The organism is Streptomyces sp. NPDC031474 (assembly GCF_055581185.1).
Window position 1 is genome coordinate 43,158 of the sequence record NZ_JBVIJX010000005.1, and the last position, 24,419, is coordinate 67,576.

At 71.9% G+C, this 24,419-nt stretch carries 20 protein-coding genes; 14 read left to right on the plus strand and 6 right to left on the minus strand.

From position 1 onward, the window contains the following. The first annotated feature begins 35 nt into the window (after positions 1 to 35). The 9 genes from ACZ5SK_RS10925 to ACZ5SK_RS10965 are packed head-to-tail and all read left to right on the plus strand — an operon-like array spanning position 36 to position 10,800. Positions 36 to 830: a TIGR03084 family metal-binding protein gene (locus ACZ5SK_RS10925; protein WP_334579006.1), complete on the plus strand. Its 795-nt coding sequence runs from the start codon at positions 36 to 38 to the stop codon at positions 828 to 830. Continuing rightward, positions 827 to 2,518, plus strand: a complete 1,692-nt coding sequence (locus ACZ5SK_RS10930; RefSeq protein ID WP_468575821.1) for an acyclic terpene utilization AtuA family protein — start codon at positions 827 to 829, stop codon at positions 2,516 to 2,518. The genes ACZ5SK_RS10925 and ACZ5SK_RS10930 overlap by 4 nt, the downstream gene beginning before the upstream one ends. Next, positions 2,515 to 4,113: an acyl-CoA carboxylase subunit beta gene (locus tag ACZ5SK_RS10935; protein ID WP_334579008.1), complete on the plus strand. Its 1,599-nt coding sequence runs from the start codon at positions 2,515 to 2,517 to the stop codon at positions 4,111 to 4,113. The genes ACZ5SK_RS10930 and ACZ5SK_RS10935 overlap by 4 nt, the downstream gene beginning before the upstream one ends. A 13-nt stretch (positions 4,114 to 4,126) precedes the next feature. Further along, positions 4,127 to 5,980: an acetyl/propionyl/methylcrotonyl-CoA carboxylase subunit alpha gene (locus ACZ5SK_RS10940; RefSeq protein ID WP_468575822.1), complete on the plus strand. Its 1,854-nt coding sequence runs from the start codon at positions 4,127 to 4,129 to the stop codon at positions 5,978 to 5,980. Positions 5,981 to 6,036: 56 nt separating this feature from the next. Further along, on the plus strand, positions 6,037 to 7,170 hold the full coding sequence (locus ACZ5SK_RS10945; RefSeq protein WP_334579010.1) for an acyl-CoA dehydrogenase family protein: 1,134 nt from the start codon (positions 6,037 to 6,039) through the stop codon (positions 7,168 to 7,170). A gap of 33 nt (positions 7,171 to 7,203) precedes the next feature. After that, positions 7,204 to 8,772, plus strand: coding sequence for a 4-coumarate--CoA ligase family protein (locus tag ACZ5SK_RS10950; protein WP_468575824.1), 1,569 nt, complete (start codon positions 7,204 to 7,206; stop codon positions 8,770 to 8,772). Further along, on the plus strand, positions 8,769 to 9,527 hold the full coding sequence (locus ACZ5SK_RS10955; RefSeq protein WP_468416664.1) for an enoyl-CoA hydratase family protein: 759 nt from the start codon (positions 8,769 to 8,771) through the stop codon (positions 9,525 to 9,527). Before ACZ5SK_RS10950 ends, ACZ5SK_RS10955 begins: the two co-directional genes overlap by 4 nt. Continuing rightward, on the plus strand, positions 9,515 to 10,177 hold the full coding sequence (locus tag ACZ5SK_RS10960; RefSeq protein WP_468575826.1) for a TetR/AcrR family transcriptional regulator: 663 nt from the start codon (positions 9,515 to 9,517) through the stop codon (positions 10,175 to 10,177). The genes ACZ5SK_RS10955 and ACZ5SK_RS10960 overlap by 13 nt, the downstream gene beginning before the upstream one ends. Positions 10,178 to 10,233: 56 nt before the next feature. After that, positions 10,234 to 10,800: a hypothetical protein gene (locus ACZ5SK_RS10965; RefSeq protein ID WP_334579013.1), complete on the plus strand. Its 567-nt coding sequence runs from the start codon at positions 10,234 to 10,236 to the stop codon at positions 10,798 to 10,800. Positions 10,801 to 10,821: 21 nt separating this feature from the next. Here ACZ5SK_RS10965 and pdxH read toward each other — a convergent pair whose 3' ends face one another. Then, the gene (pdxH, locus tag ACZ5SK_RS10970) at positions 10,822 to 11,502 is read right to left on the minus strand and encodes a pyridoxamine 5'-phosphate oxidase (RefSeq protein ID WP_334579014.1); all 681 of its coding nucleotides are present in this window, start codon (positions 11,500 to 11,502) and stop codon (positions 10,822 to 10,824) included. A 232-nt stretch (positions 11,503 to 11,734) separates the two neighbouring features. Here pdxH and ACZ5SK_RS10975 point away from each other — a divergent pair, with 232 nt between their 5' ends. Then, a complete protein-coding gene (locus ACZ5SK_RS10975; RefSeq protein WP_334579015.1) occupies positions 11,735 to 12,835 on the plus strand; it encodes a citrate synthase 2 in 1,101 nt (366 codons plus the stop codon). Positions 12,836 to 12,902: 67 nt separating this feature from the next. Here ACZ5SK_RS10975 and ACZ5SK_RS10980 read toward each other — a convergent pair whose 3' ends face one another. Then, positions 12,903 to 13,970: an isopenicillin N synthase family dioxygenase gene (locus tag ACZ5SK_RS10980; protein ID WP_334579016.1), complete on the minus strand. Its 1,068-nt coding sequence runs from the start codon at positions 13,968 to 13,970 to the stop codon at positions 12,903 to 12,905. An 810-nt stretch (positions 13,971 to 14,780) separates the two neighbouring features. Here ACZ5SK_RS10980 and ACZ5SK_RS10985 point away from each other — a divergent pair. Then, entirely contained in the window at positions 14,781 to 16,250 is a 1,470-nt protein-coding gene (locus ACZ5SK_RS10985; RefSeq protein WP_334579017.1) for a PAS domain-containing protein, read from the plus strand. Positions 16,251 to 16,273: 23 nt separating this feature from the next. Here ACZ5SK_RS10985 and ACZ5SK_RS10990 read toward each other — a convergent pair whose 3' ends face one another. Further along, positions 16,274 to 17,029, minus strand: a complete 756-nt coding sequence (locus ACZ5SK_RS10990) for an SIS domain-containing protein (protein WP_457494311.1) — start codon at positions 17,027 to 17,029, stop codon at positions 16,274 to 16,276. Positions 17,030 to 17,360: 331 nt separating this feature from the next. Between ACZ5SK_RS10990 and ACZ5SK_RS10995 the strand changes: the two genes are divergently transcribed. Then, positions 17,361 to 18,053, plus strand: a complete 693-nt coding sequence (locus ACZ5SK_RS10995; protein WP_079661558.1) for a metal-dependent transcriptional regulator — start codon at positions 17,361 to 17,363, stop codon at positions 18,051 to 18,053. A 449-nt stretch (positions 18,054 to 18,502) separates the two neighbouring features. Beyond that, positions 18,503 to 19,411 carry an alpha/beta fold hydrolase gene (locus ACZ5SK_RS11000; RefSeq protein ID WP_334579019.1) on the plus strand — a complete coding sequence of 303 codons (909 nt, stop codon included), beginning with the start codon at positions 18,503 to 18,505 and terminating at the stop codon, positions 19,409 to 19,411. A 58-nt stretch (positions 19,412 to 19,469) separates the two neighbouring features. Here ACZ5SK_RS11000 and ACZ5SK_RS11005 read toward each other — a convergent pair whose 3' ends face one another. The 3 genes from ACZ5SK_RS11005 to ACZ5SK_RS11015 form a co-directional block, all read right to left on the minus strand. After that, complete coding sequence (locus ACZ5SK_RS11005; protein WP_361702265.1) at positions 19,470 to 21,077, minus strand: transporter; 1,608 nt, start codon at positions 21,075 to 21,077, stop codon at positions 19,470 to 19,472. Beyond that, positions 21,074 to 21,844: an ABC transporter ATP-binding protein gene (locus ACZ5SK_RS11010; RefSeq protein WP_334579021.1), complete on the minus strand. Its 771-nt coding sequence runs from the start codon at positions 21,842 to 21,844 to the stop codon at positions 21,074 to 21,076. The genes ACZ5SK_RS11005 and ACZ5SK_RS11010 overlap by 4 nt, the downstream gene beginning before the upstream one ends. Positions 21,845 to 21,979: 135 nt before the next feature. Beyond that, entirely contained in the window at positions 21,980 to 22,642 is a 663-nt protein-coding gene (locus ACZ5SK_RS11015; protein ID WP_334579022.1) for a bifunctional DNA primase/polymerase, read from the minus strand. Positions 22,643 to 22,907: 265 nt separating this feature from the next. On the opposite strand from ACZ5SK_RS11015, the gene ACZ5SK_RS11020 reads away from it, so the two are divergent. Beyond that, entirely contained in the window at positions 22,908 to 24,293 is a 1,386-nt protein-coding gene (locus ACZ5SK_RS11020; protein WP_468416661.1) for a transcriptional regulator, read from the plus strand. Positions 24,294 to 24,419 lie beyond the last annotated feature (126 nt).

Consider the following 24,419-nt stretch of genomic DNA (forward strand, 5'->3'; position numbering starts at 1 on the left):
TGATTGTTTTTGGGGACGCTGCCATGCTCCACCTCATGGCCGACTCGACCCCCGTGCTCGACGATCTCCGTGCCGAAAGCGACGAACTCGACCGGCTGGTAGCCGAGTTGGGGCCGCAGCAGTGGACGCTGCCGACGCCCGCCGTCGGCTGGACCGTCGCCCATCAGATCGCGCACCTCGCCTGGACCGACCGCTCCTCCGTGCTGGCCGTGACCGATCAGGACGCCTTCGCCCGTGAGGTGGAGAAGGCGCTGGCCGAACCCGGGGACTTCGTCGACAACGGTGCGCGGGAGGGGGCCGAGAAGCCGCCCGCGCAGTTGCTCGCGGACTGGCGGGCCGGCCGTGAGGCCCTGGCGGACGCCCTGCGGGCAGCGCCCGCGGGGGCGCGTTTCCCCTGGTACGGGCCGCCCATGTCCGCCGCTTCCATGGCGACCGCCCGGCTCATGGAGACCTGGGCGCACGGCCTGGACGTGGCGGACGCGCTGGGCGCGACGCCCGCGCCCACCGACCGGCTCCGGCACATCGTCCGCCTCGGCGTCCGCACCCGCGACTTCGCCTTCGGCGTGCATGGACTGCCCACGCCGTTCGAGGAGTTCCGCGTCGAACTCACCGGCCCCTCGGGCGAGTTGTGGACGTACGGCCCGTCGGACGCCGAGGATCGCGTCACCGGAACAGCCCTCGACTTCTGCCGCCTGGTCACCCAGCGCGCCCACCGCGCCGACCTCGCCCTGCACGCCGAAGGCCCCGACGCCGACCGGTGGCTGGACGTCGCCCAGGCCTTCGCGGGCCCGCCCGGCAAGGGCCGTCCGCCGAAGGGGACGGCCTCGTGAGCGTCCTACGGGTGGGCAACGCCTCCGGCTTCTACGGCGACCGCTTCGACGCGATGCGCGAGATGCTCACCGGCGGCGAACTCGACGTCCTCACCGGTGACTACCTCGCCGAGCTCACCATGCTGATCCTCGGCCGGGACCGGCTGAAGGACCCGTCCGCCGGGTACGCCCGCACGTTCCTGGGGCAGTTGGAGGAGTCCCTCGGCCTCGCCCACGAGCGAGGCGTCCGGATCGTCACCAACGCGGGCGGCCTCAATCCGGCCGGACTCGCCGACGCCGTAAGGCAGTTGGCGGACCGGCTGGGCATTCCCGTACGGGTCGCGCACGTCGAGGGCGACGACCTCACCCCCGGCCACCCCGGCAGCCTCACCGCCCACGCCTACCTCGGCGGCTTCGGCATCGCCGCCTGTCTGCGGGAGGGCGCGGACGTCGTCGTCACCGGACGGGTCACCGACGCGGCCCTCGTCACCGGCCCCGCCGCCGCCCACTTCGGCTGGCAGCCGGGGGAGTACGACCGGCTCGCGGGCGCCGTCGTCGCCGGACACGTCCTGGAGTGCGGGACGCAGGCCACCGGCGGCAACTACGCCTTCTTCCGGGACGCGAGCCGGGCCGGCCGTGAGCTGCGCCGCCCCGGCTTCCCCGTCGCCGAGATCCGCGCCGACGGCAGCTGCGTCATCACCAAGCACCCCGGTACCGGCGGCCTCGTCGACGTCGGCACGGTCACCGCCCAACTGCTGTACGAGACCGGCCCCGCCCGGTACGCGGGACCCGACGTCACCGCCCGCCTGGACACCGTACGGCTCACCCAGGACGGGCCCGACCGGGTACGGATCGACGGCGTGCGCGGCGAGGCCCCGCCGCCGACGCTCAAGGTCGGCCGCACCCGCATCGGCGGCTTCCGCAACGAGGTCGTCTTCGTGCTCACCGGTCTCGACATCGAGGCCAAGGCGGCGCTGGTGCGCGAGCAGATGACGGACGCCCTCGCCAAGTCCCCGCCCGAGAGCGTCCGTTGGGAGCTGGTCCGCACCGACCGGCCCGACGCCGACACCGAGGAGACGGCGAGCGCGCTGCTGCGGCTCGTCGTACGCGATCCCGAACAGGCCGTCGTGGGGCGGGCGTTGAGCGGGGCGGCCGTGGAACTGGCGCTGGCGAGCTACCCCGGGTTCCATGTCCTCGCCCCGCCGGGGAAGGGCGCCCCCTACGGCGTCTTCGAGGCCGCGTACGTCCCCCGGGGCGAGGTCGCGCACACGGCCGTCCTCGCCGACGGGCGCCGTATCGCCGTGGCCCCGGCCGCCGACACCCTCGTACTCGACGACGTACCGGAACCCCCGCTTCCCGATCCGCTGCCGGACGGACCCGTACGGCGCGCCCCCCTCGGGCTGGTCGCGGGCGCCCGCAGCGGGGACAAGGGCGGGGACGCCAACGTCGGGGTGTGGGCGCGCACGGACGAGGCGTGGCGATGGCTCGCCCACACGCTGACCGCCGACCGGTTCCGCGAGCTCGTGCCGGAGAGCCGTGAGCTGACGGTCACCCGGCACGTCCTGCCCTCGCTCCGTGCCCTGAACTTCGTCGTCGAGGGCATTCTCGGCTCCGGCGTCGCCGCACAGCACCGCTTCGACCCGCAGGCCAAGGCGCTCGGCGAATGGCTGCGCTCCCGCCGCCTGGACATTCCGGAGGCCCTCCTTTGACGGTCATCACGTCCGCCCTGGACACCCACGGCCCCGACCATCGCGCCCATCGCGAGGCCATGCTCGCCAAGCTCGCCGACCTCTCCGCCGAGCACGCGAAGGCGCTGGCGGGGGGCGGCGAGAAGTACCTCGCCAGGCACCGCGCGCGCGGCAAGCTCCTCGCCCGCGAGCGCATCGAGCTGCTCCTCGACCCCGACACGCCCTTTCTGGAGCTGTCGCCGCTGGCGGCCTGGGGGAGCGACTACACGGTCGGCGCGTCGCTCGTCACCGGCATCGGGGTCGTCGAGGGCGTGGAGTGCCTGATCACCGCCAACGATCCGACCGTGCGCGGGGGCGCCAGCAACCCCTGGTCCCTGAAGAAGGCCCTGCGCGCCAACGACATCGCCCTCGCCAACCGGCTGCCCTGCATCAGCCTGGTCGAGTCGGGTGGCGCCGACCTGCCCTCGCAGAAGGAGATCTTCATCCCCGGAGGCGCCGTCTTCCGGGACCTGACACGGCTGTCGGCGGCCGGGATTCCGACCGTCGCCGTCGTCTTCGGCAACTCCACCGCCGGCGGCGCCTACATCCCCGGCATGTCCGACCACGTGATCATGGTCAAGGAGCGGGCGAAGGTGTTCCTCGGCGGTCCGCCCCTGGTGAAGATGGCCACCGGGGAGGAGAGCGACGACGAGTCCCTGGGCGGTGCGGAGATGCACGCGCGCGTGTCCGGTCTCGCCGACCACTTCGCCGTCGACGAGCGGGACGCGCTGCGGCAGGCACGCCGCGTGGTGGCCCGCCTCAACCACCGCAAGGCGTACGAGGATCCCGGCCCGGCCGTACCCCCCAAGTATGACGAGGAAGAGCTCCTGGGGATCGTCCCGGACGATCTGCGCACCCCCTTCGACCCGCGCGAGGTGATCGCCCGGATCGTCGACGCCTCCGACTTCGACGAGTTCAAGCCCCTGTACGGGACGAGCCTCGTCACCGGCTGGGCGACCCTGCACGGCTACCCCGTCGGCATCCTGGCGAACGCCCAAGGGGTCCTGTTCAGCGCGGAGTCACAGAAGGCCGCCCAGTTCATCCAGCTCGCCAACCAGCGCGACATCCCGCTGCTCTTCCTGCACAACACCACCGGCTACATGGTCGGCCGCGAGTACGAACAGGGCGGCATCATCAAGCACGGCGCGATGATGATCAACGCGGTGTCCAACTCGAAGGTCCCGCACCTGTCCGTCCTCATGGGCGCGTCCTACGGCGCCGGCCACTACGGCATGTGCGGGCGCGCCTACGACCCCCGCTTCCTGTTCGCCTGGCCCAGCGCCAAGTCGGCGGTGATGGGCCCGCAGCAGCTCGCGGGCGTGCTGTCGATCGTCGCCCGCCAGTCCGCCACCGCCAAGGGCCTGCCCTACGACGAGGACGCCGACGCCGCCCTGCGCGCCATGGTCGAGCAGCAGATCGAGGCGGAGTCGCTGCCGATGTTCCTCTCGGGGCGGCTGTACGACGACGGCGTCATCGACCCGCGCGACACCCGCACGGTCCTGGGCCTGTGCCTGTCGGCCATCCACACGGCGCCGTACGAGGGTGCGCGCGGCGGCTTCGGCGTCTTCCGGATGTGAGGGATCAGATCACGTGATCGGGACTGTACTTGTTGCCAACCGCGGCGAGATCGCCTGCCGCATCGTCCGGACCTGCGGTGAGTTGGGAATCCGGACGGTCGCCGTGCACTCGGACGCCGACGAGCGGGCGCTCCACGCGCGCGTGGCCGACACGGCGGTACGACTGCCGGGAGCGGCGCCCGCGGAGACCTACCTGCGCGCCGACCTCATCGTGAAGGCGGCCGTCGCCGCGGGCGCGGACGCCGTCCACCCCGGCTACGGCTTCCTCTCCGAGAACGCCGACTTCGCGCGCGCGGTCCTGGACGCGGGCCTGGTCTGGATCGGCCCGCCGCCGCAGGCGATCGAGGCGATGGCCTCCAAGACCCGCGCGAAGCAGCTCATGGGGCTCGCGCCGTTGGCCCCGGACGAGGTGACGGACGCCGACCTGCCGGTGCTGGTGAAGGCCGCCGCGGGCGGCGGAGGGCGCGGAATGCGCGTCGTGCGCCGCCTGGAGGAGCTGAGTGCCGCACTGGAGGGCGCCCGCGCGGAGGCCGCGAGCGCCTTCGGCGACGGCGAGGTGTTCGTCGAGCCGTACGTCGACGACGGCCGCCACGTCGAGGTGCAGATCCTCGCCGACACCCACGGCACGGTGTGGGCGCTGGGCACCCGCGACTGCTCCCTCCAGCGACGGCACCAGAAGGTCGTCGAGGAGGCGCCGGCGCCCGCACTGCCGCCGGACCTCACGGAGGAACTGCACGCGCTCGCCGTCCGCGCCGCACGCGCCGTGGACTACGTGGGCGCGGGCACGGTCGAGTTCCTCGTCGCCGACGGCCGGGCGCACTTCCTGGAGATGAACACCCGCCTCCAGGTCGAACACCCCGTCACCGAGGCCGTCTTCGGCCTCGACCTGGTGGCCGAACAGATCCGGCTCGCGGAGGGCGGCGCGCTGGCCCCCGAGCCCCCACGCGCGCGTGGCCACGCCGTCGAGGCCCGCCTCTACGCCGAGGACCCGGCGCACGACTGGACCCCCCAGACCGGCACCCTGCACCGCCTGGCCGTCCCCGCGGGCGTCCGCCTGGACACGGGCTACGAGGACGGCGACCCGATCGGCGTCCACTACGACGCCATGCTCGCCAAGATCGTCGCCCACGCCCCCACGCGCGCGGAGGCCGTCCGCAAGCTCGCGGGCGCCCTGGAACGCACCGTCCTGCACGGCCCGGCCACCAACCGCGACCTCCTCGTCCGCTCCCTGCGCCACGAGGAGTTCACGTCCGCCCGCATGAACACCGGCTTCTACGACCGCCACCTGCCCGAACTGACGGCCGTGCCCGCCGACCCGCACGCCCCGCTCGCCGCCGCGCTCGCCGAAGCGCGCACCGGGTCCCGGTTCGGCGGCTGGCGCAACCTGCCGTCCCAGCCGCAGACCAAGCGGTACGCGAGGGGCGGCGAGGAGATCGAGATCGCCTACCGGCACACACGCAAGGGCCTCACGGCCGAGGGCGTCCAGGTCGTGCACGCGGACCCGACGCTGGTCGTCCTGGAGATCGACGGCGTACGACGCCGCTTCGACGTCGCCCGCTACGGCGACCAGATCCACGTGGGCGCCACCACCCTCACGGTCCTGCCCCGCCTCCCCGCCCCGGCGATCCAGCACGCCCCCGGCTCCCTCCTGGCTCCGATGCCGGGAACGATCGTCAAGCTCGCGCAAGGTCTCATCACCGGATCGAGTGTCCAGGCGGGCGAACCGATCGTCTGGCTCGAAGCGATGAAGATGCAACACGTCATTTCGGCACCGGTGACGGGGACGCTGACGGCTCTACCGGTGACGGCAGGACAGCAGGTGGAGCTCGGCACCCTCCTGGCGGTCGTGCAGCAAGACGTGTCTTGAGGGGCGCGTAGCACTGCGCGCTCTGCCACAGCGGACCCGCACCCGAAGGAGCCACCATGACCACCCTCATCGAAACCGACGAGCACAAGGCACTCCGCGCAGCGGTATCGGCCTTCGCGAAGAGCCACGACCACGACACCAGGACCCTCTGGCAGGAGGCCGCGGCTCTCGGCTACATCGGCGTCAACCTGCCTGAGGAATACGGCGGCGGCGGTGGCGGCGTCGCCGAACTCTCCCTCGTCCTGGAAGAGCTGGGCGCCGCAGGCAACCCCCTCCTCATGATGATCGTCTCCCCGGCGATCTGCGGCACCGTGATCGCCCGCTTCGGCACGCAGTCCCAGAAACAGCAGTGGCTCCCCGCACTGGCGGACGGCTCCCGCCTCATGGCCTTCGGCATCACCGAACCCGACGCCGGCTCCAACAGCCACCGCATCACCACGACGGCCCGCCGTGACAGCGCGAGCGGCGACTGGCTGCTCACCGGCCGCAAGGTCTTCGTCTCCGGCGTGGACATGGCCGACGCCACCCTGATCGTCGGCCGCACGGAAGACGCCCGCACGGGCAGCCTCAAGCCCTGCCTGTTCATCGTCCCGCGCGATGCCCCCGGCTTCACCCGCCGCCGCATCGACATGGAACTGCACGGCACGGAGAAACAGTTCGAACTGACCCTGGACGACGTACGCCTCCCCGCCGACGCACTCGTCGGCGACGAGGACGCCGGCCTGCAGCAGCTCTTCGCCGGCCTCAACCCCGAACGCATCATGACGGCCGCCTTCGCGATCGGCATGGGCCGCCACGCACTCGCCAAAGCGATCCGGTACGCGCGCGACCGCACCGTCTGGAACACCCCGATCGGCGCCCACCAGGCCATCGCACACCCCCTCGCACAGGCCCACATCGACCTCGAACTGGCCCGCCTGATGATGCAGAAGGCAGCCCGCCTGTACGACGCGGGGGACGACACCGGCGCCGGCGAGGCCGCCAACATGGCCAAGTACGCGGCCGGGGAGGCCTGCGTGAAAGCGGTCGACCAGGCCGTGCACACCCTCGGCGGCAACGGCCTCACACACGAGTTCGGCCTCGCCCGGCTGATAACGGCGTCCCGGGTGGCTCGTATCGCCCCGGTGAGCCGGGAGATGATTCTCAACTACGTCTCCCACCAGACCCTGGGCCTGCCCAAGTCGTACTGACCCGCCTGGGTACCGACCCGCCTTGGAGGAACCGTGTTCCGCAGCGAGTACGCAGACGTCCCGCACGTAGAACTACCCATCCACGACGCCGTGCTGGGGCGCGCCGCCGAGTTCGGCGAACTGCCCGCGCTCGTCGACGGCACGGACGGCACCACCCTCACCTACGACCAGCTGGACCGCTTCCACCGCCGGGTCGCCGCCGCACTCGCCGACGCCGGCGTCCGCAAGGGTGACGTCCTCGCCCTGCACAGCCCCAACACCGTCGCGTTCCCGATCGCGTTCTACGCCGCCACACGCGCGGGCGCCACCGTCACCACCGTGCACCCGCTCGCCACCGCCGAGGAGTTCGCCAAGCAGCTCGGCGACTCGGCCGCCCGCTGGATCGTCACCGTCTCGCCCCTGCTCCACACCGCCCGGCGCGCGGCCGAACTCGCCGGCGGCATCGAGGAGATCTTCGTCTGCGACAACGCGAGCGGACACCGCTCGCTGATCGACATGCTCGGCTCCACAGCCCCCGAGCCACAGGTGGACATCGATCCGACGGCGGACGTCGCGGCCCTGCCCTACTCCTCCGGCACCACCGGCACCCCCAAGGGCGTCATGCTCACCCACCGGCAGATCGCCACCAACCTCGACCAGCTACGGGCGGTGATCTCCGCGGGCCCCGGCGAGCGCATCCTCGCCGTACTGCCCTTCTTCCACATCTACGGCCTCACCGCCCTGATGAACGCACCCCTGCGCCAGGGCGCCACCGTCGTCGTGCTGCCCCGCTTCGACCTGGAGTCGTTCCTCGCGGCCATCCAGAACCACCGCATCACCGCCCTCTACGTGGCCCCGCCGATCGTCCTCGCCCTCGCCAAACACTCGGCGGTCGCCCAGTACGACCTGTCGTCGCTGCGGTACGTCATCTGCTCCGCCGCACCCCTGGACGCCGAACTCGCCGCGGCCTGCGCCGAACGCCTCGACCTGCCGCCCCTCGGCCAGGCCTACGGCATGACGGAACTGTCCCCCGGCACCCACGTCGTCCCGCTCGACGCCATGCGCGAAGCCCCCGCCGGCACCGTCGGCAAACTCATCGCCGGCACCGAGATGCGCATCGTCTCCCTCGACGACCCCGGCAAGGACCTCGGCGTCGGCGAACCCGGCGAGATCCTCATCCGGGGACCCCAGATCATGAAGGGCTACCTGGGCCGCCCCGACGCCACCGCCGCCATGATCGACGCCGACGGCTGGCTGCACACCGGCGACGTCGGGCACATCGACGCCGACGGCTGGCTGTTCGTCGTCGACCGCGTCAAGGAACTCATCAAGTACAAGGGCTTCCAGGTCGCCCCCGCCGAACTCGAAGCGATCCTGCTCACCCACCCCGGCATAGCGGACGCCGCCGTCATCGGCGTCTACAACGACGACGGCAACGAAGTCCCGCACGCCTACGTGGTCCGCCAGCCGACATCCCCCGACCTCTCCGAAGGAGAGATCGCCATGTACGTCGCCGAACGCGTCGCCCCCTACAAGCGCGTCCGCGAGGTCACCTTCATCGACGCCGTGCCGCGCGCCGTCTCCGGGAAGATACTCCGCCGCCGGCTGAGGGAACGCGCATGAAGACACCCATGACGGCCCCCCTGGTCGGCCGCACCCGCGAACGGGGCATCGAGACCCTCAGCCTCGACTCACCCGCCACCCGCAACGCCCTCTCGCACGCCCTCGTCACCGAACTGACCGACGCGCTCATCAGCTGCCACAAGGACGACGACGTACGCGCCGTCGTCCTCACCCACACCGGCAACACCCTCAGCGCCGGCGCCGACCTCAAGGACCCGCCGCGCCCCAAGGCGGTGCCCAGGCTGCTCCAGCAGATCCTTGAGCTGCGCAAGCCGGTGGTGGCCCGGGTCGCCGGTCACGTCAGGGCGGGCGGCCTGGGACTGCTCGGCGCCTGCGACATCGCGATCGCCTCTCAGACGTCGACGTTCGCGTTCACCGAGGTGCACATCGGAGTCGCGCCCGCCGTCATCTCGCTGCCCCTGCTGCCCCGCGTCGACCCACGCGCCCTCACTCGCTACTGCCTCACCGCAGAGACCTTCGGCGCGGCCGAAGCCGCCCGCATCGGCCTCGTCACCCAGTCCGCCGGCGACACCGACCTCGACGAGGCCCTCGCACCCGTCCTCGACGGCCTGCGGCGGGCCTCACCCAAAGCCCTGGCCAGGACGAAGAAGCTGCTCACGGCTAAGGTGCTGGAGGCGTTCGTCGAGGACGTGGGCTCGATGACCTGGCTCTCGGCCTCGTTGTTCGCCGACCGCGACGCCCGCGAGGGAATGGCGGCCTTCCTCGAACGACGGGATCCCCCATGGGCGCTGTGACCACAGCCGCACATCTCCCCGGCGACCGCGGTCCCGGCAACCGCGGCCCGGCCGACCGCGGCCCGGCTGACCGCGCCCCCAAGCAGGACCGCAGCCGCGCCACCCGGCAGCGGCTTCTGGAAGCCGCCGTCGCCTGCCTCGCCGAACACGGCTGGGCAGGATCCACGGTCCTGGTCGTCGCCGAACGCGCGGGCGTCTCCCGGGGCGCCGCCCAGCACCACTTCCCCACCCGCGAGGACCTGTTCACCGCGGCCGTCGAGTACGTCGCCGAGGAACGCTCCTGCGCGTTGCGCGCACTGTTCCCCCAGGGCGCCAGCGGCGATCGCCGCGCGGTCGTCACCGCCCTCGTCGACCTCTACACCGGCCCCCTCTTCCGCGCCGCCCTGCACCTGTGGGTGGCCGCCTCCAACGAGGAACCGCTCCGCCCGCGCGTGACCGAACTGGAAGCCCGCGTCGGCCGCGAAACCCACCGCATAGCCGTGGAACTGCTCGGCGCCGACGAGAGCGCGCCCGGCGTCCGCGAGACCGTCCAGGGCCTGCTGGACATGGCCCGAGGCCTCGGCCTCGCCAACCTCCTCACCGACGACGCGGCACGCCGCGACCGGGTCGTGGCGCAGTGGGCGGGGCTGCTGGAGCAGACACTGGACTGATCGCCCAGGTCGGCCGTGCCGGGCCCGTTGTCAGTGGCACGGCTTACGGTTCGGGCATGGGGGACACCTACCAGACGATCGTCGACCGTTACGCGGGTCCACAAGACGCACCGAGCCTCGCCCGGCCCGTGGTGGAGTGGCTCGTGGCCGAGGGCATCGTGCTCGCCGAGGCGGAGCCCGGCTGGGCCCTGGGAGACCATCCGGCCCACCCACCCGGCCCCCACTGGCACAAGGCGGTCACCCACGCCCGCTGGGGCGCTCCGGAGGGCGTCGCCGTCCACACCGAACGGCGCGTCTTCTACAGCAACTTCAACACCAAAAAGGGGGCGACGGCGATCTGCCCGCGCTGCGGGACGGCCGCCGATCCCGACGACCCGGTCTGGTCGTCGCACATATCCACCGTGATGGACGTCTGGTACGAAACGGGCACGGCCGACGCCGAGTGCGCCTCCTGCGCCGAGTCCGCCCCGCTGCCCGAGTGGGACTGGACCGACGACCACCTGGCCTTCGTCCACCTCGGCTTTGCGTTCTGGAACTGGCCCACGCTCAGCGAGGACTTCCGCGCCCGAATGGACGAGCTGCTGGGCGGGCGCCGTACGGCGTTCCTGCCGGGCAAGGTCTGACGCTCCGAGCGGCCCACCGCCTCACGGACTGAGCCGCTCCACCCGCCAGCTCCCGTCCGCCTCCGCCACATACCGCAACCGGTCGTGCAGCCGGTTCAGCCGGCCCTGCCAGAACTCCACCGACTCCGGCGCCACCCGGAAACCACCCCAGTGCGGCGGCACCGGCACCTGCTCGCCCTCCGGATAGCGGGCCGCCAGCTCTGCGTACGACGCGTCGAGGTCGGCCCGGGTGGCGATCACCGACGACTGGGCGCTGGCCCACGCGCCGAGCTGCGAGCCGTGCGGCCGGGTCCGGAAGTACGCGGCGGTCTCGTCCCGCCCGGTACGCCGCGCCACGCCCCGCACGACGACCTGCCGGGCCATCGGATGCCACGGAAAGAGCAGCGAGACGTACGGATTCTCGGCGAGATCGAGGGCCTTGCGGGAGTCGTAGTTGGTGTAGAAGACGAAACCCTGCTCGTCGAACTGCTTCAACAGCACCGTACGGGAGCTGGGCCGCCCCTCGGCGTCCGCGGTGGAGACGACCATGGCGTTCGGCTCGAAGAGCTGGGCCTCGACGGCCGCGTCCTTGAACCAGCGGGCGAACTGCTCCACCGGCGTGGCGGCCAGCTCGGCCTCGGTGAACCCCTCGGCCCGGTACTGCTTGCGCATCGCGGCGGGGTCGGGAACGGGGCCGGGAGAGACGGCGTCTGCGTCGGTCACAAGGTCATCCTGCCGTATGCCCCACCACCGCACCCCACCCCACCGGAGGTGGCACTGAGTGCCGCAACCACTCCCCAAAGGTGGCACTCGGGGATATGGTGCAGATGCCATCCCAGTGGGGTGGCCGCCCGCCCCACGGGGCATCACTGGGGTGACTGCCCACGACCGCGAGTCCCCCGGGACCGTGGATCCACCGGTGCCGTCCGTCGCACACATCACGAGGAGCCGCCTGATGTCCGACTTCGTACCCGGACTCGAAGGAGTCGTCGCGTTCGAGACGGAGATCGCCGAACCGGACAAGGAGGGCGGCGCCCTGCGATACCGGGGCGTCGACATCGAGGACCTGGTCGGCCATGTCTCCTTCGGCAACGTCTGGGGGCTGCTCGTCGACGGGGCCTTCAACCCCGGCCTGCCGCCCGCCGAACCCTTCCCGATCCCCGTCCACTCCGGCGACATCCGCGTCGACGTCCAGTCCGCGCTCGCCATGCTCGCGCCCGTCTGGGGCCTCAAACCCCTCCTCGACATCGACGCCGAGCACGCCCGCGAGGACCTCGCCCGCGCCGCCGTCATGGCCCTCTCCTACGTCGCCCAGTCCGCCCGCGGCCAAGGCCGCCCGATGGTCCCGCAGCGGGAGATCGACAAAGCCCAGTCCGTCGTCGAACGCTTCATGATCCGCTGGCGCGGCGAACCGGACCCCAAGCATGTGGCGGCCGTCGACGCCTACTGGACCTCGGCCGCCGAACACGGCATGAACGCCTCCACCTTCACCGCACGCGTCATCGCCTCCACCGGCGCCGACGTCGCCGCAGCCCTCTCCGGCGCCGTAGGAGCCATGTCGGGCCCGCTGCACGGCGGCGCCCCCTCCCGCGTCCTCGGCATGATCGAGGAGATCGAACGCACCGGCGACGCGGAGGCCTACGTCAAACAGGCCCTCGACAAGGGCGAGCGCCTCATGGGCTTCGGCCACCGCGTCTACCGCGCCGAGGACCCACGCGCGCGCGTACTGCGCCGCACCGCCCGCGAACTGGGCGCACCCCGCTTCGAGATCGCCGAGGCCCTTGAGAAGGCCGCCCTCGCCGAACTCCACGCCCGCCGCCCGGACCGCGTCCTGGCGACGAACGTCGAGTTCTGGGCGGCCATCGTCCTGGACTTCGCCGAAGTCCCGGCACACATGTTCACCTCGATGTTCACCTGCGCCCGCACCGCCGGCTGGTCCGCGCACATCCTGGAACAGAAGCGCACCGGCCGCCTGGTCCGCCCGTCGGCCCGCTACATCGGCCCCGGCACCCGCAACCCCCAGGAGATCGAGGGCTACGACGACATCGCGGGCTGAACCGCACGACGGGCCGCGCCGCGGGCCGTGCCGGTGATCACGCAGCCGGCGATCACGCAGCCGGTGATCACGCGGGGCTGAGCAGCTCCGCGTGATGCCGCTCGGCCACCAGCGGGTGCGCCCGCAACTTGCCCTTCAGCTCGTTGAAGCCGTACTCCGCGAACAGCGGGTTGGCCGGATCGTCGGTCACACCGGGCGCGGCGGAGGCGTGCGGGAAGGGCAGCGGCTCGACCCGGGCGTCCAGCCGCGGGTTGTAGAAGAACGGCACCGAGAACCGCTCCACCGCACTCGGCGGCGACACGACCCGATGGTTGGTGGCGAGCAGGTACCCGTTGGTCGCCACCTCCAGGAGCTCCCCGAGATTCACCACGAAGGCCCCCTCCAACGGCGGCACATCATGGAACAGCCCGTCCTCCCTCTGCACCTGAAGCCCGCCCACCCGGTCCTGAAGCAGCAGCGTCAGGAACCCGTAGTCCTTGTGAGCCCCCACCCCCTGACCGCCCCCGTCCCCCGCACTCCCCGGATACCGCACGAGCTTCAGATGCGGATGCGCCCGCTCCCCGAACACCGCGTCGTAGAAGTCGACCGGCGCGCCGATCGCGGCGAGCAGCTCGTGCAGCAGCCGCTCCGCGACACCGCTGAGCCGCTCGACCCAGGCAAGCGCGGCACTCCGCAGCTCCGGCAACCCGTCGGGCCACTGATTGGGCCCCTGAAGCCACCAGTACGCGGGCTCACCCGGCCCCGGTATCCGCGCCGGCCGCTCCGCCCCGATGTCGAGCTGATCCCGCCAGTCCTGCCGACCGCCGGTCCGCTCGTCCCCGGTCCGCGTGTACCCGCGGAAGTGCGGCGAGTTCACGTTGTCGATCGCGAGCCGCTGCTCCTCGGGCAGCGCGAAGAACCGCCGCATGGCGGAGAGCAGCTCCTCCGTCTCCTGAGGGCTCACCCCGTGCCCGACCAACTGGAAGAACCCCACGTCGTGCGCGGCACTGTGCAACTGCGCATGCAGCAGCGCCCGCGCCTGGGGCCCGCGGTCGGCGGCGGAGAGATCGATGATCGGCAGTTGCTGATACGACGGGTGCTGATACGACGATTGCCGATACGACGGGTTCGTCGCGAGGGGTGTCACGTTCGTCATGATGCGTCCGTGGGTGTGCGGGGCCCGCGGCCGCCGTGGGTGGGGCGGCGCACGGGTGCCAGGCGGTCAGAGATGAGGAAAGTGCGAAAACGCGGGCGGCGGTGAACCGCGAAGGGGCTGGACGGGCTCAGATGGAGCGTCGACAGCCCATGCTCGTGACGCGGACGTAGTCCACATGGCGGCGTCGAACAAGCGAAAGCATGCGCCCAGAGTACTGCCTGCCAAAAAATCCGCACGTGTCCCGCCTCACGCCCCGCAAACCTTGCGGACAGAGGCCCGGAAAAGCAGACGACCCGCGAGTCGGGTCCTCCCAGAGGAGGGCCGGCCGGACGTACCGGCGACTCGCGGGTCGGGTGACTGCGTTGAATTGGCCGGTTGCGCGCTACTCACACGCGCTGGTCCGGCACCGCACTCAGTGGGCGACGGGCCATTAGCCCGCAGCCACCTCCGACGTCCGGTGTGCATACATGCTTCGGACCACCTCCCTTCATTCGGTACGCCACACCCTAAGAACCCCTCGCCGGTCGCTCAAGTGTTTTTTCTGGGATGTTGACCCGGCGGACCGGGAGGCATCGCGCGCGTGCCGGCCGTCAACGAAGGCGGGCCGCGGTTCGCGCGCGCGTGGGTTCGTCGAGGTCGAGCGGTATGTGCTCGACGGCGAGACGGCGGAATGGGTCGACCTGCGGCTCATGCCCCACCCTGACCAGAGCCCGATGCAACGATTCCTCGGCAATCTTGCGGGAATCATATGTGGGCTGCGTCACGTTCGAGTTGAATGAGGGCAAGTGAGCGAACCTGCAGGGGGTCCAGGTGAGTGCTTCCCGGCGTAGTGGGACCACCGACGAGCTGGGGCCGGACGAGCCCGAGCAGCCCGAGCGGTCGGGCGAGGACGGCCCGGAGACCCCGGAGGGCGCGCACCCCGGGGCCGGACCGGTCGGCCCGGACGGCGCCGACCTGCTCGCCGCGCTCCTCGACGGCATGGACGCGGCCCTGTGCGCCTTCGACGGCGACGGAGTGGTCACCCACTGGAACCGTGAGGCCGAGCGCATCCTCGGCTGGAGCGCGGCCGAGGCCGTCGGGCGGCACGGCTTCGCCGGCTGGGCCGTGCGCGAGGCGGACGCCGAGGACATCGAGGGGCGGCTGATGGCCGCCATGCACGCGCCGGGCCGTCAGGTGCACGAGTTCGCGCTGCTGACGAAGGACGGCGGCCGGGTGCTCGTGCGGACGCAGTCCGCCGCCGTGCGCGGGCCGGACGGCAAGCCCGCCGGGCTGTACTGCGCCTTCAGCGAGGTGCATGCGCAGATCGACCTGGAGCGTTCCATCGCGCTCAGCGAGGCCCTCTTCGACGACGCCTCCTGGGGGGTGGTCCTGGTCGACGCCGACCTGCGCCCCGCCGTCGTCAACGCGCACGCCGCCCGCGCGCTCGGCACGGGCCGTACGGCCGTGCTGGGCCGCCCGCTGGGGGAGCTGCTCACCCGGGGCGCCGAGGAGCTGGAGAACGTGCTGACGCACGTCCTCGCCGAGGGCGCCCCGCCCGCGCCCGCCGAGCTGTGGGTCGGGGTGCGCACCCCGGACGGCGAGAAGCGGCGCTGCTGGCGCAGTGGCTTCCTGCGGCTGGCCTCGCCGCTCGCCGAGGAGCCGGTGCCGCTCGGGGTCGGCTGGCTCTTCCAGGACGTCACAGAGGCCAAGCAGGGCGAGCAGGAGGCCGCCATGCTGCGCTTCCGCGCCAACCAGCTGCACCGGGCGGCCCGCGCGGCCGCCGAGTGCGAGGACCCGGCCGAGGCCGCCACCGTCCACCTCGACTTCGCGCTCGCCGGGTTCGCCGACCACGCCCTGGTCGACCGGGTGATGGGTGAGGCGTCGGCCGATGTCGAGGGGGCGGCGCCGGCGCGGCTGATGCGGGTCGCGGCCACGCCGTCGGGCGGTCCGGGCCCCAGCGCGCTCACCGGACACGCGGGCCTGCCCGTCCGCTACGGCGACGGGCATCCGGCGCTGCAGTGCGTCGCGCGGGCCGGCTCCGTGCGGGCGGGCGTCGGCTCCGTCCCGGCGGACGAGGCCCGGGAGTGGGCGCGGGCGCGTCAGTGGCCCGAGGACACGGTGTACGCGCTGTGCGCGGTGCTGCGCAGCCGCGGCCGCACCATGGGCGTCGTGACGTTCCTGCGGGGCGCCGGCCGCACCGCCTTCGAACGCTCCGACGCGAACTACGCCGAGGACGTCGCCGTGCGCATAGCGACGGCCCTGGACCTGGCCGACCTGGCCGCCCCGGCCGACCGCGGCTGACACGCGCGCGTGCCACGGTGCGTTCAGCGGCGGTAGAAGATCCGGTCCCGGTACTCCTCCATGATCCGTCCGTTCCAGTCGTGGCCGCCGTCGACGTTGCCGGAGCGCAGGAGCGGCGGCTCGATGCCGCGGTCGGCGAGGGCGCCGGCCGCGGTGGCCATGACCGCCTGGAGGAGGGCGGCGGTGACGACCGTGGAGGCGGGGGCGAACGGCGAGGGTACGGCGTCGAGGGTGAGCTCGGCGTCGCCGACGGCGATCTTCGAGTCGAGGACGATGTCGCAGTGGTCCTTGAGGAACGTTCCGGAGGTGTGCCGGGACGTCGTCTGTGAGGCGTACGCCACCGAGGTCACGCCGATGACCTTCACGCCCAGGTTGCGGGCGTTCTGGGCCATCTCCACGGGCAGGGCGTTGCGGCCGGAGAGCGAGACGATGACGAGGGCGTCGCCCGCGCGCAGGGGCGAGGTGTCCAGGACGGCGCTCGCGAGGCCGTCGACGCACTCCAGGGCGGAGCCGAGGGTGGCGGGTGTGACGTCGACGCCGACGACGCCCGGCACCGCGAGCAGGTTCATCAGGGCGAGGCCGCCCGCGCGGTAGACGATGTCCTGGGCGGCGAGGGAGGAGTGGCCGGCGCCGAAGGCGAAGAGGCGGCCGCCGTCGGCCACGGTGTCGGCGAGGAGCGTTCCGGCGGCCTCGACGGCCTCGGCCTCCTCGTCGCGGGCCCGCTGCAGCAGCGTGATCGCGGCGTCGAAGAACTGGGCGGCGAGCTTGCGGTCGCTCATCCGAGGGGCCCCTTTGCCGTGTCGGGTCCGGGTCCGTTCCCGGGTCGCGGATCACCGTGCGGTCTGGACCAGCGCCCTGTCAATACGACGGGGACGGTGAGGGGGACGAGGGCGCAGAGGCGGCCGGGTACGGCGGTGGAGCGGAGGCGGCGACCGTCCTCGCTCGGCCGCCGCGCACCGTGCCGCGCACCGTGCCGCGCATCCTGATGTAACCGCCCCGTTTCAGCGGCGCGGCACGCTTGTCAGTGGTATCCGGCAGAATTGACTACAGGGCCAGCGCACGCGCCGGAGAGCCGTCCAGCCTTCGGCAGAGCTAATCGAGGGGCTACGAATGTCCGGACTGATCGACACCACGGAGATGTATCTCCGCACCATCCTCGAGCTGGAGGAGGAAGGTGTGGTCCCCATGCGCGCCCGGATCGCCGAGCGGCTCGACCAGAGCGGTCCGACAGTCAGCCAGACGGTCGCGCGGATGGAGCGCGACGGCCTGGTCTCCGTGGCCAGCGACCGGCATCTGGAGCTCACCGACGAGGGGCGCCGGCTGGCCACGCGCGTGATGCGCAAGCACCGGCTGGCCGAGTGTCTCCTCGTCGACGTGATCGGCCTGGAGTGGGAGCAGGTGCACGCGGAGGCGTGTCGCTGGGAGCACGTGATGAGCGAGGCCGTGGAGCGGCGTGTGCTGGAGCTGCTGCGGCACCCGACCGAGTCGCCGTACGGCAACCCGATCCCGGGTCTGGAGGAGCTGGGCGAGAAGGACGGCGCGGACCCGTTCCTGGATGAGGGCATGGTGTCGCTGGCGGACCTCGATCCGGGCGCCGACGGCAAGACGGTCGTGGTGCGCCGTATCGGCGAGCCGATCCAGACGGACGCGCAGCTGATGTACACGCTGCGCCGCGCGGGCGTGCAGCCCGGCTCGGTGGTGAGTGTGACGGAGTCGGCGGGCGGTGTGCTGGTCGGCAGCGGCGGCGAGGCGGCCGAGCTGCAGTCGGACGTGGCGTCCCACGTGTTCGTGGCGAAGCGCTGAGCATTGTTCAACTCATGGGGCGCGTGGGGCAGTTGTGTCGTGCTGTCGATGTCGTCGAATCGCAGATTCCCTGTGTCGAATGGCAGCGCGCACGCGCTTCCCGTGCCACGCTGTCGCGTGAGGCATATGACCTGAGGGGGGCGGGGATGGTCTGCCGCAAACGAACGGAGGGCCCCGGTGCCGTGTGGCACCGGGGCCTGTCCTCCCCTTTTTCGACCTGGAGCCCCGAGCTCTCAAGGTCGTTCCCCTCGGACCGGTTTCCCCGACCGGTCCGCCTCCCGCTGAAGGTCTCCCCTCGGCAGCGGCGATCATTCCTTGAACCAGGTCACTCGAACGAGGGGTGTTGCTTGCGGAGAGTGCCTATCTCGAAAGGGCATTCGATAGCCTGCGTGTGATTCGAAGTCTGACGACAGCACAACGGTACGAGGGCCAGGGGGGTGCCAGGAACTGTGGCGCGACGCATCGACGTGACCGGGGCGGGCGGCGTACGCCTGGCGGCCTGGGAGTTCGGGGACCCGCCCAAGGTGATCCCGGCACAGTCCGCGGGAGCCCCGAGCGCCGCGGAAGCAGGGGAGGACGGTTCCTCGGGCGTCCTGTTACTGCACGGCCTGATGGGCCGGGCCTCGCACTGGGCGTCCACCGCCCGCTGGCTCTCCGAGCGGCACCGCGCGGTCGCCCTCGACCAGCGCGGCCACGGCCAGAGCGAGAAGCCGCCGGAGGCCGCCTTCACCCGCGAGGCCTACGTCGAGGACGCGGAGGCCGCCCTGGAGCAGCTCGGCCTCGCCCCGGCCGTCCTCATCGGCCACGCCATGGGCGCGCTGACGGCCTGGCAGCTCGCCGCCAAGCGGCCCGACCTGGTGCGCGGCCTGATCGTCTGCGACATGCGGGCCTCCGCGCTCGGCGCGGCCTCGCAGCGCGAGTGGGGCGACTGGTTCAAGTCCTGGCCGGTCCCCTTCGCCACCCTCGCCGACGTCCGCAAGTGGTTCGGCGAGGACGACCCCTGGGTGGAGCGCCCGAACCCCTCCCGGGGCGAGTTCTACGCCGAGGTCATGCATGAGTCGCCCGACGGCTGGCGGCCCGTCTTCGAGCCCGACCAGATGCTGAAGTCCCGCGAGACCTGGGTCTACGACGCGCACTGGGAGGAGCTCACCCAGGTGCAGTGCCCGGCGCTGGTCGTGCGGGGCCTCGACGGTGAGCTCGGGCGGGCCGAGGCCCAGGAGATGGTGCGGGTGCTGCCCCGCGGCGAGTACGCGGAGGTCTCCGACGCGGGGCACCTCGTGTACTACGACCAGCCGGAGGCCTGGCGCTCGGCGATCGAGCCGTTCCTCGACGCCGTACTCACCCCCCACACTCCCTGAGAACCCCGTCTCCTCCCCCTCCCTCCCCGGGGCCACCTGTGCCGCGGCCGTCGCTCGCTCACCCCTTGCTGACCGCCGTCAGGATCTCCGGTAGCCGTTCCGCCGTCCTCGGCGCCGCCAGCCGTAGTCCCAGCACGGTGACGCCCACGCCGTACACCGCGCCTCCCGGCAGCAGCAGCCAGGTCCAGGCGTCCGCGCCCGCGCTGACGTTCAGCCAGATCGTCAGCGCGATGACGGGCGCACACAGCAGGGCCGCCGCGACCATGCCGCCGAAGATCGCGATCCAGGCGAGTCCGGCCTGCCCGGGAGCGACGTTCTTGTGCCCCTCCTGCGGGATCGAGTAGGGAAAGCGCGCCGAGGTCCAGGCGCCCGTCGCCAGCATCGCGCCGAGCAGCGCGAACGACAGCCCCAGCGCCTCGGGCAGCTTCGGCCAGTCGCCGAGCAGCGCCGTCGTCAGCACGGTCACCAGCGTCGCGTACGGCAGGGTGATCACCAGCAGGGCCAGCGCCCGCGCCCGCAGCTCGTCGTAGGCGTCCCGGGACGAGGAAATGGTCAGCGCGACCATCCAGAACGCGGACGTGTCCTGCCCGAACTGGTTGTACATCTGAATGCCGAGCATCCCGGCGGCGAAGCAGGCGAAGTAGATCGAGCCGGTGCCCTGCACGGCGTTGAAGACGGGCACGATCAGCCCGATGGCCAGCGAGGTCACCCAGGCCGCCTTCGTCTTCGGGTCGCGCCAGATGTAGCGCAGGCTGCGTTCCATCACCGGCCCGGTGCGCCCGCCGGGCAGCAGCCGCGCCGGCCCCGCCGGCCCCGTCAGCCCCGCCGCGCTTCGTCGTTTCCGCGCGGTCGGCTCGGCGGCCTGGAGAGTGGAGCCGTCGGGCGAGGTCATCAGCCGCGTCAGAGTCCGCGCCCACACCCCCACCAGCAGCGCCAACGCCGCCGCGCTGACGGCGATCTGCGCGACGGCGACCCCGTACGCCCCCTCGCTCACCGAGTCCACCGCGCCGACCGCGGAGGCGGGCGGCAGCCACCGCAGCACGTCCGCCACCGGATCGAGCTGCCCCAGCCCGGACGTCCCGAGCCGCTGCGCCCCGAAGTTGACGACTTGCGCCCCGACCGCGATCACCAGCCCGCTCAGCACCGCCAGATCGCGGCCCTTGCGGCTGGACAGCAGCCGGATGTTGGCGGCGGCCACGGCCCGCGCGAGCGCCACACACACCAGCAGCCCGAGTACGACGGCGAGGACGGCCACCGCCCAGGCCGCCGCCCCGTGCGCCACGGCCACCACCGACCCCACCAGCATCAGCAGCGTGAACAGTGGCCCGATGCCCACCAGCGAGGCCGCCAGCAGCGCCCGCACCAGCGGCCGGGGCCGCAGCGGCAGCATCACCAGCCGGGTCGGGTCCAGGGTCTCGTCGCCGCTGGGGAAGAACAGCGGCATCACCGCCCACCCCAGCCCCAGCACCGCCCCCAGCAGCACCACCAGCGAGACGGCGTGGTCGTGTCCGCGCAACGCGATCAACGCGATCAGCTGCAACGCGGCGAACAGCAGAGTGACGACGGCGGAGGCGACGTAGGCGGCCCGCCGCCCGGCAGACTGCCGCAGCCCGCCTCGAAGCAGCGACAGCTTCAGCCGGACGAGGGTGCCGGTCACGCCGCTCATCGGGCGGCCCCGCCGCCCAGCCAGTCGAGGTCGGAGCCGGTGTCCCGCCCGTGCGCCCCGACCAGTTCGAGGAACGCCTGCTGCAAGGAGGGGGACGACCCCCGCACCTCCGCCAGCGTCCCGTGCGCCCGGATCCGTCCCGCCGCCATCACCGCCACCCAGTCGCACAGCGACTCGACGAGCTCCATCACATGGGACGAGAAGACGACCGTTGCCCCGGACGCCGTGTACCGCTCCAGCACCCCTCGGATGATCTGCGCGGACACCGGATCGACGCCCTCGAAGGGCTCGTCGAGGAAGAGGACTTCGGGATTGTGGAGCAGCGCGGCCGCGAGCCCGATCTTCTTCCGCATGCCGGTCGAGTAGTCGACGACGAGCTTGTGCTGGGCGCCGGCCAGGTCGAGGACGTCGAGCAGCTGCGTGGCCCGCTTGTCGACCTCGGCGCCGGGCAGCCCCCGCAACCGGCCGGTGTATCCGAGCAGTTCACGCCCCGACAGCCGCTCGAACAGTCGTAGTCCCTCCGGCAGCACCCCGATCCGCGCCTTCACCGCCACGGGATCCCGCCACACGTCGTGCCCGACGACCTCGACGGATCCCTGATCCGGCCGCAGCAACCCGGTCACCATCGACAACGTGGTCGTCTTCCCGGCCCCGTTGGGCCCGACCAGCCCGATGAACTTCCCTGCGGGCAGATCGAGATCGATTCCGGCGACAGCGACCTGCTGACCGAACCGCTTCCAGAGCCCACGCACGCGTACGGACGTCATACAGGGAACCCTACGGCGCGCTGTTGATCATGTGTCGTCAACGATCCGCTGCGAAGGACGTGTTGAAGCCATTGAAGCCATTGAGACGATTGAGGCCGTTGACGCTGTTGATGATCCGGAGTTGACGATCCGGCGTCAGCGATCCCTGCCGCACGCGTAGGCCAGCGGCGAGATCAGTTCCTCCGCGTCCGGCAACCACCGGTTGGCGGCCGTCGGCCGGCAGGCCCACTGCACAGCCCCCCTCGACCCGAACCGGGTGGGCGGCGCGGCGACGAACGTCCCCTCGCCCAACGTCACCAGATCCAGGGCCCCCAGCGACCAGCCCAGCTTGCGCACCAGGTCCGGCACCTTCGCCGACGCCCCCGGCAGCACGAAGAACTGCATCCGCCGGTCCGGCGTCAACGTGACAGGACCGAGCGTCAACTCCATCCGCTCCATGCGCGCCAACGCGAGGAACCCGGCCGTCTCCGGAACGGAGATCGCGTCGAACGTACGCCCCGTGGGCAGGAGGATCGAGGCGGTCGGCTGCTGCTGCCACATCCGGCGCGCCACCGTCGCACTGCCGGTGGCCTGCGTCTCCCAGTCGGGGCGCGCAGGGTGCGCACCCGGCGCGTCGCACGCCGCTTCCCCGCAGGAGCAGCGCTGCACCCCGTCGACGGGTTCCAGCCAGGTGCCGGGGAAGACGTCCCAATGACGTTCCTCGGCATAGCGAACAGCGGTCTCGAGCAGCGATTCCCCGCGCTGCTTCGGGATTTGAGTGGCTTCGGCGCCCGCGATGGTCTCTTCCACGATGAGCACAACTCTAGCGGTCACCAGGGGTTACGCCCGCCCGTTTGCGCGGGGGAGGAGCATCGATTTCCCGTCCGGGGCGCATGGGTGCATGTGCGGGGGCGCGCGGCAGGAACGGGCGCGGGAGCGGGTAGTCACGGTAGGGGCGGGCTTCCGTCGGTAACCCGGAAATACTCGGCAATCCTCGCATGCATCGCATTTTCACCATGTCCGTGGGGCATTGATCTTCTCGGCCGGAACTTTTCGGTACGGAACTCCACAGGGGGTAGTGCCAATGGCCGCAAGGCCGCTAGTCGCGCGGCAGCCGAACGAACGGCTGCAGGCGCTCATCCAGGAGGCGGGGTGCTCGAACGCCGGGCTCGCCCGCCGCGTCAACATGTGCGGTGCGGAGCACGGTCTCGACCTGCGCTACGACAAGACGTCCGTGGCCCGTTGGCTGCGCGGACAGCAGCCGCGCGGACGCGCCCCGGCGATCATCGCGGAGGCGCTGGGCCGCAAGCTCGGCCGTGCGGTCACGATCGACGAGATCGGCATGGCCAACGGCAAGAACCTCGCCTCGGGTGTGGGTCTCCAGTTCTCGCCGACGGTACTGGGGGCCATCGAGCAGGTCTGCGAGCTGTGGCGCAGTGACGTGGGCCGGCGGGACTTCCTCTCCGGCTCGTCCGTGGCCGCCTCGGCGTTGGTCGAGCCGAGCCGTGACTGGCTGATCTCCTCGCCCGACGCGCAGGTGGCGCGCTCCGCCGGCCCCCGGGTGGGGCTGTCCGACGTCGCGGCCGTCAAGGCGATGACGCAGGCGCTGGTCGACCTGGACCACCAGTACGGCAGCGGGCATGTCCGTCCCGTCGTCGTGCACTACCTCAACAGCGTGGTCTCGGGGCTGCTGGCCGGCTCCTACCGGGAGGCGGTCGGGCGGGAACTCTTCGCGGCCGTGGCCCGGTTGACGGAGCTCGCCGGGTACATGGCCGTCGACACCGGCCAACCGGGCCTCGCCCAGCGCTACTACATCCAGGCCCTCCGGCTCGCCCAGGCCGCGGGCGACCGAGGGTACGGCGGATACATCCTCGCCGCTTCCATGAGTCATCTCGCCGCCCAGCTCGGAAACCCCCGCGAGATCGCCCAGTTGGCGCGCGCGGCACAGGAGGGGGCGCGTGGACGTGTGACGCCGCGCGCGGAGGCGATGTTCCTCGCGGCGGAGGCGCGCGGGCACGCGCTGATGGGTGACGCGCGCGAGGCGCAGGCGGCGTCCGGGCGGGCGGTGTCGGCGCTGGAGGCGGCCGATCCGTCCGCCGGGGACGACCCGGTGTGGATCGCGCACTTCGACGAGGCCTATCTGGCCGACGAGTTGGCGCACTGCCACCGCGACCTGGGCCAGGCCGAGGCGGCGGCGCGCTGCGCGCAGCAGTCCCTGGCCGGGCATCCGGAGAGCCGTGCGCGCCGGCGCGCGATCGGATACGTCCTGCTGGCCACCGCGCAGGTGCAGCAGCGCGAGATCGAACAGGCCTGCAACACCGGTCTGAAAGCGGTCGAGTTGCTGGAGACGCTCCGCTCGAACCGGGGCGCGGAGTACCTGGAGGACCTCCAGCAGCGACTGGAGCCGTTCCGGGACGAATCGGTGGTGAGGGAGTTCGGGGCGCGGCTGGAGTTGCAGACCGCGGCGTGAACGGACGGGGCGCCGCTGCGTGAACGTGCGGGAAACAGTGAGGTCCCGCACGGCAGGCCATGGAAACAGCGCACGGCGCTCCGGATCTGTTACCGACGTCACTGTCGGCCTCACCGGGAGGGAGAT

Bases quoted from the DNA above. Each gene is read 5' to 3' on its own strand.
- ACZ5SK_RS10925 (WP_334579006.1), top strand. From the start codon at position 36: ATGGCCGACTCGACCCCCGTGCTCGACGATCTCCGTGCCGAAAGCGAC.
- ACZ5SK_RS10945 (WP_334579010.1), top strand. From the start codon at position 6,037: ATGACCACCCTCATCGAAACCGACGAGCACAAGGCACTCCGCGCAGCG.
- ACZ5SK_RS10955 (WP_468416664.1), top strand. From the start codon at position 8,769: ATGAAGACACCCATGACGGCCCCCCTGGTCGGCCGCACCCGCGAACGG.
- ACZ5SK_RS10960 (WP_468575826.1), top strand. From the start codon at position 9,515: ATGGGCGCTGTGACCACAGCCGCACATCTCCCCGGCGACCGCGGTCCC.
- ACZ5SK_RS10965 (WP_334579013.1), top strand. From the start codon at position 10,234: ATGGGGGACACCTACCAGACGATCGTCGACCGTTACGCGGGTCCACAA.
- ACZ5SK_RS10975 (WP_334579015.1), top strand. From the start codon at position 11,735: ATGTCCGACTTCGTACCCGGACTCGAAGGAGTCGTCGCGTTCGAGACG.
- ACZ5SK_RS10980 (WP_334579016.1), bottom strand. From the start codon at position 13,970: ATGACGAACGTGACACCCCTCGCGACGAACCCGTCGTATCGGCAATCG.
- ACZ5SK_RS10990 (WP_457494311.1), bottom strand. From the start codon at position 17,029: ATGAGCGACCGCAAGCTCGCCGCCCAGTTCTTCGACGCCGCGATCACG.
- ACZ5SK_RS10995 (WP_079661558.1), top strand. From the start codon at position 17,361: ATGTCCGGACTGATCGACACCACGGAGATGTATCTCCGCACCATCCTC.
- ACZ5SK_RS11005 (WP_361702265.1), bottom strand. From the start codon at position 21,077: ATGAGCGGCGTGACCGGCACCCTCGTCCGGCTGAAGCTGTCGCTGCTT.
- ACZ5SK_RS11010 (WP_334579021.1), bottom strand. From the start codon at position 21,844: ATGACGTCCGTACGCGTGCGTGGGCTCTGGAAGCGGTTCGGTCAGCAG.
- ACZ5SK_RS11020 (WP_468416661.1), top strand. From the start codon at position 22,908: ATGGCCGCAAGGCCGCTAGTCGCGCGGCAGCCGAACGAACGGCTGCAG.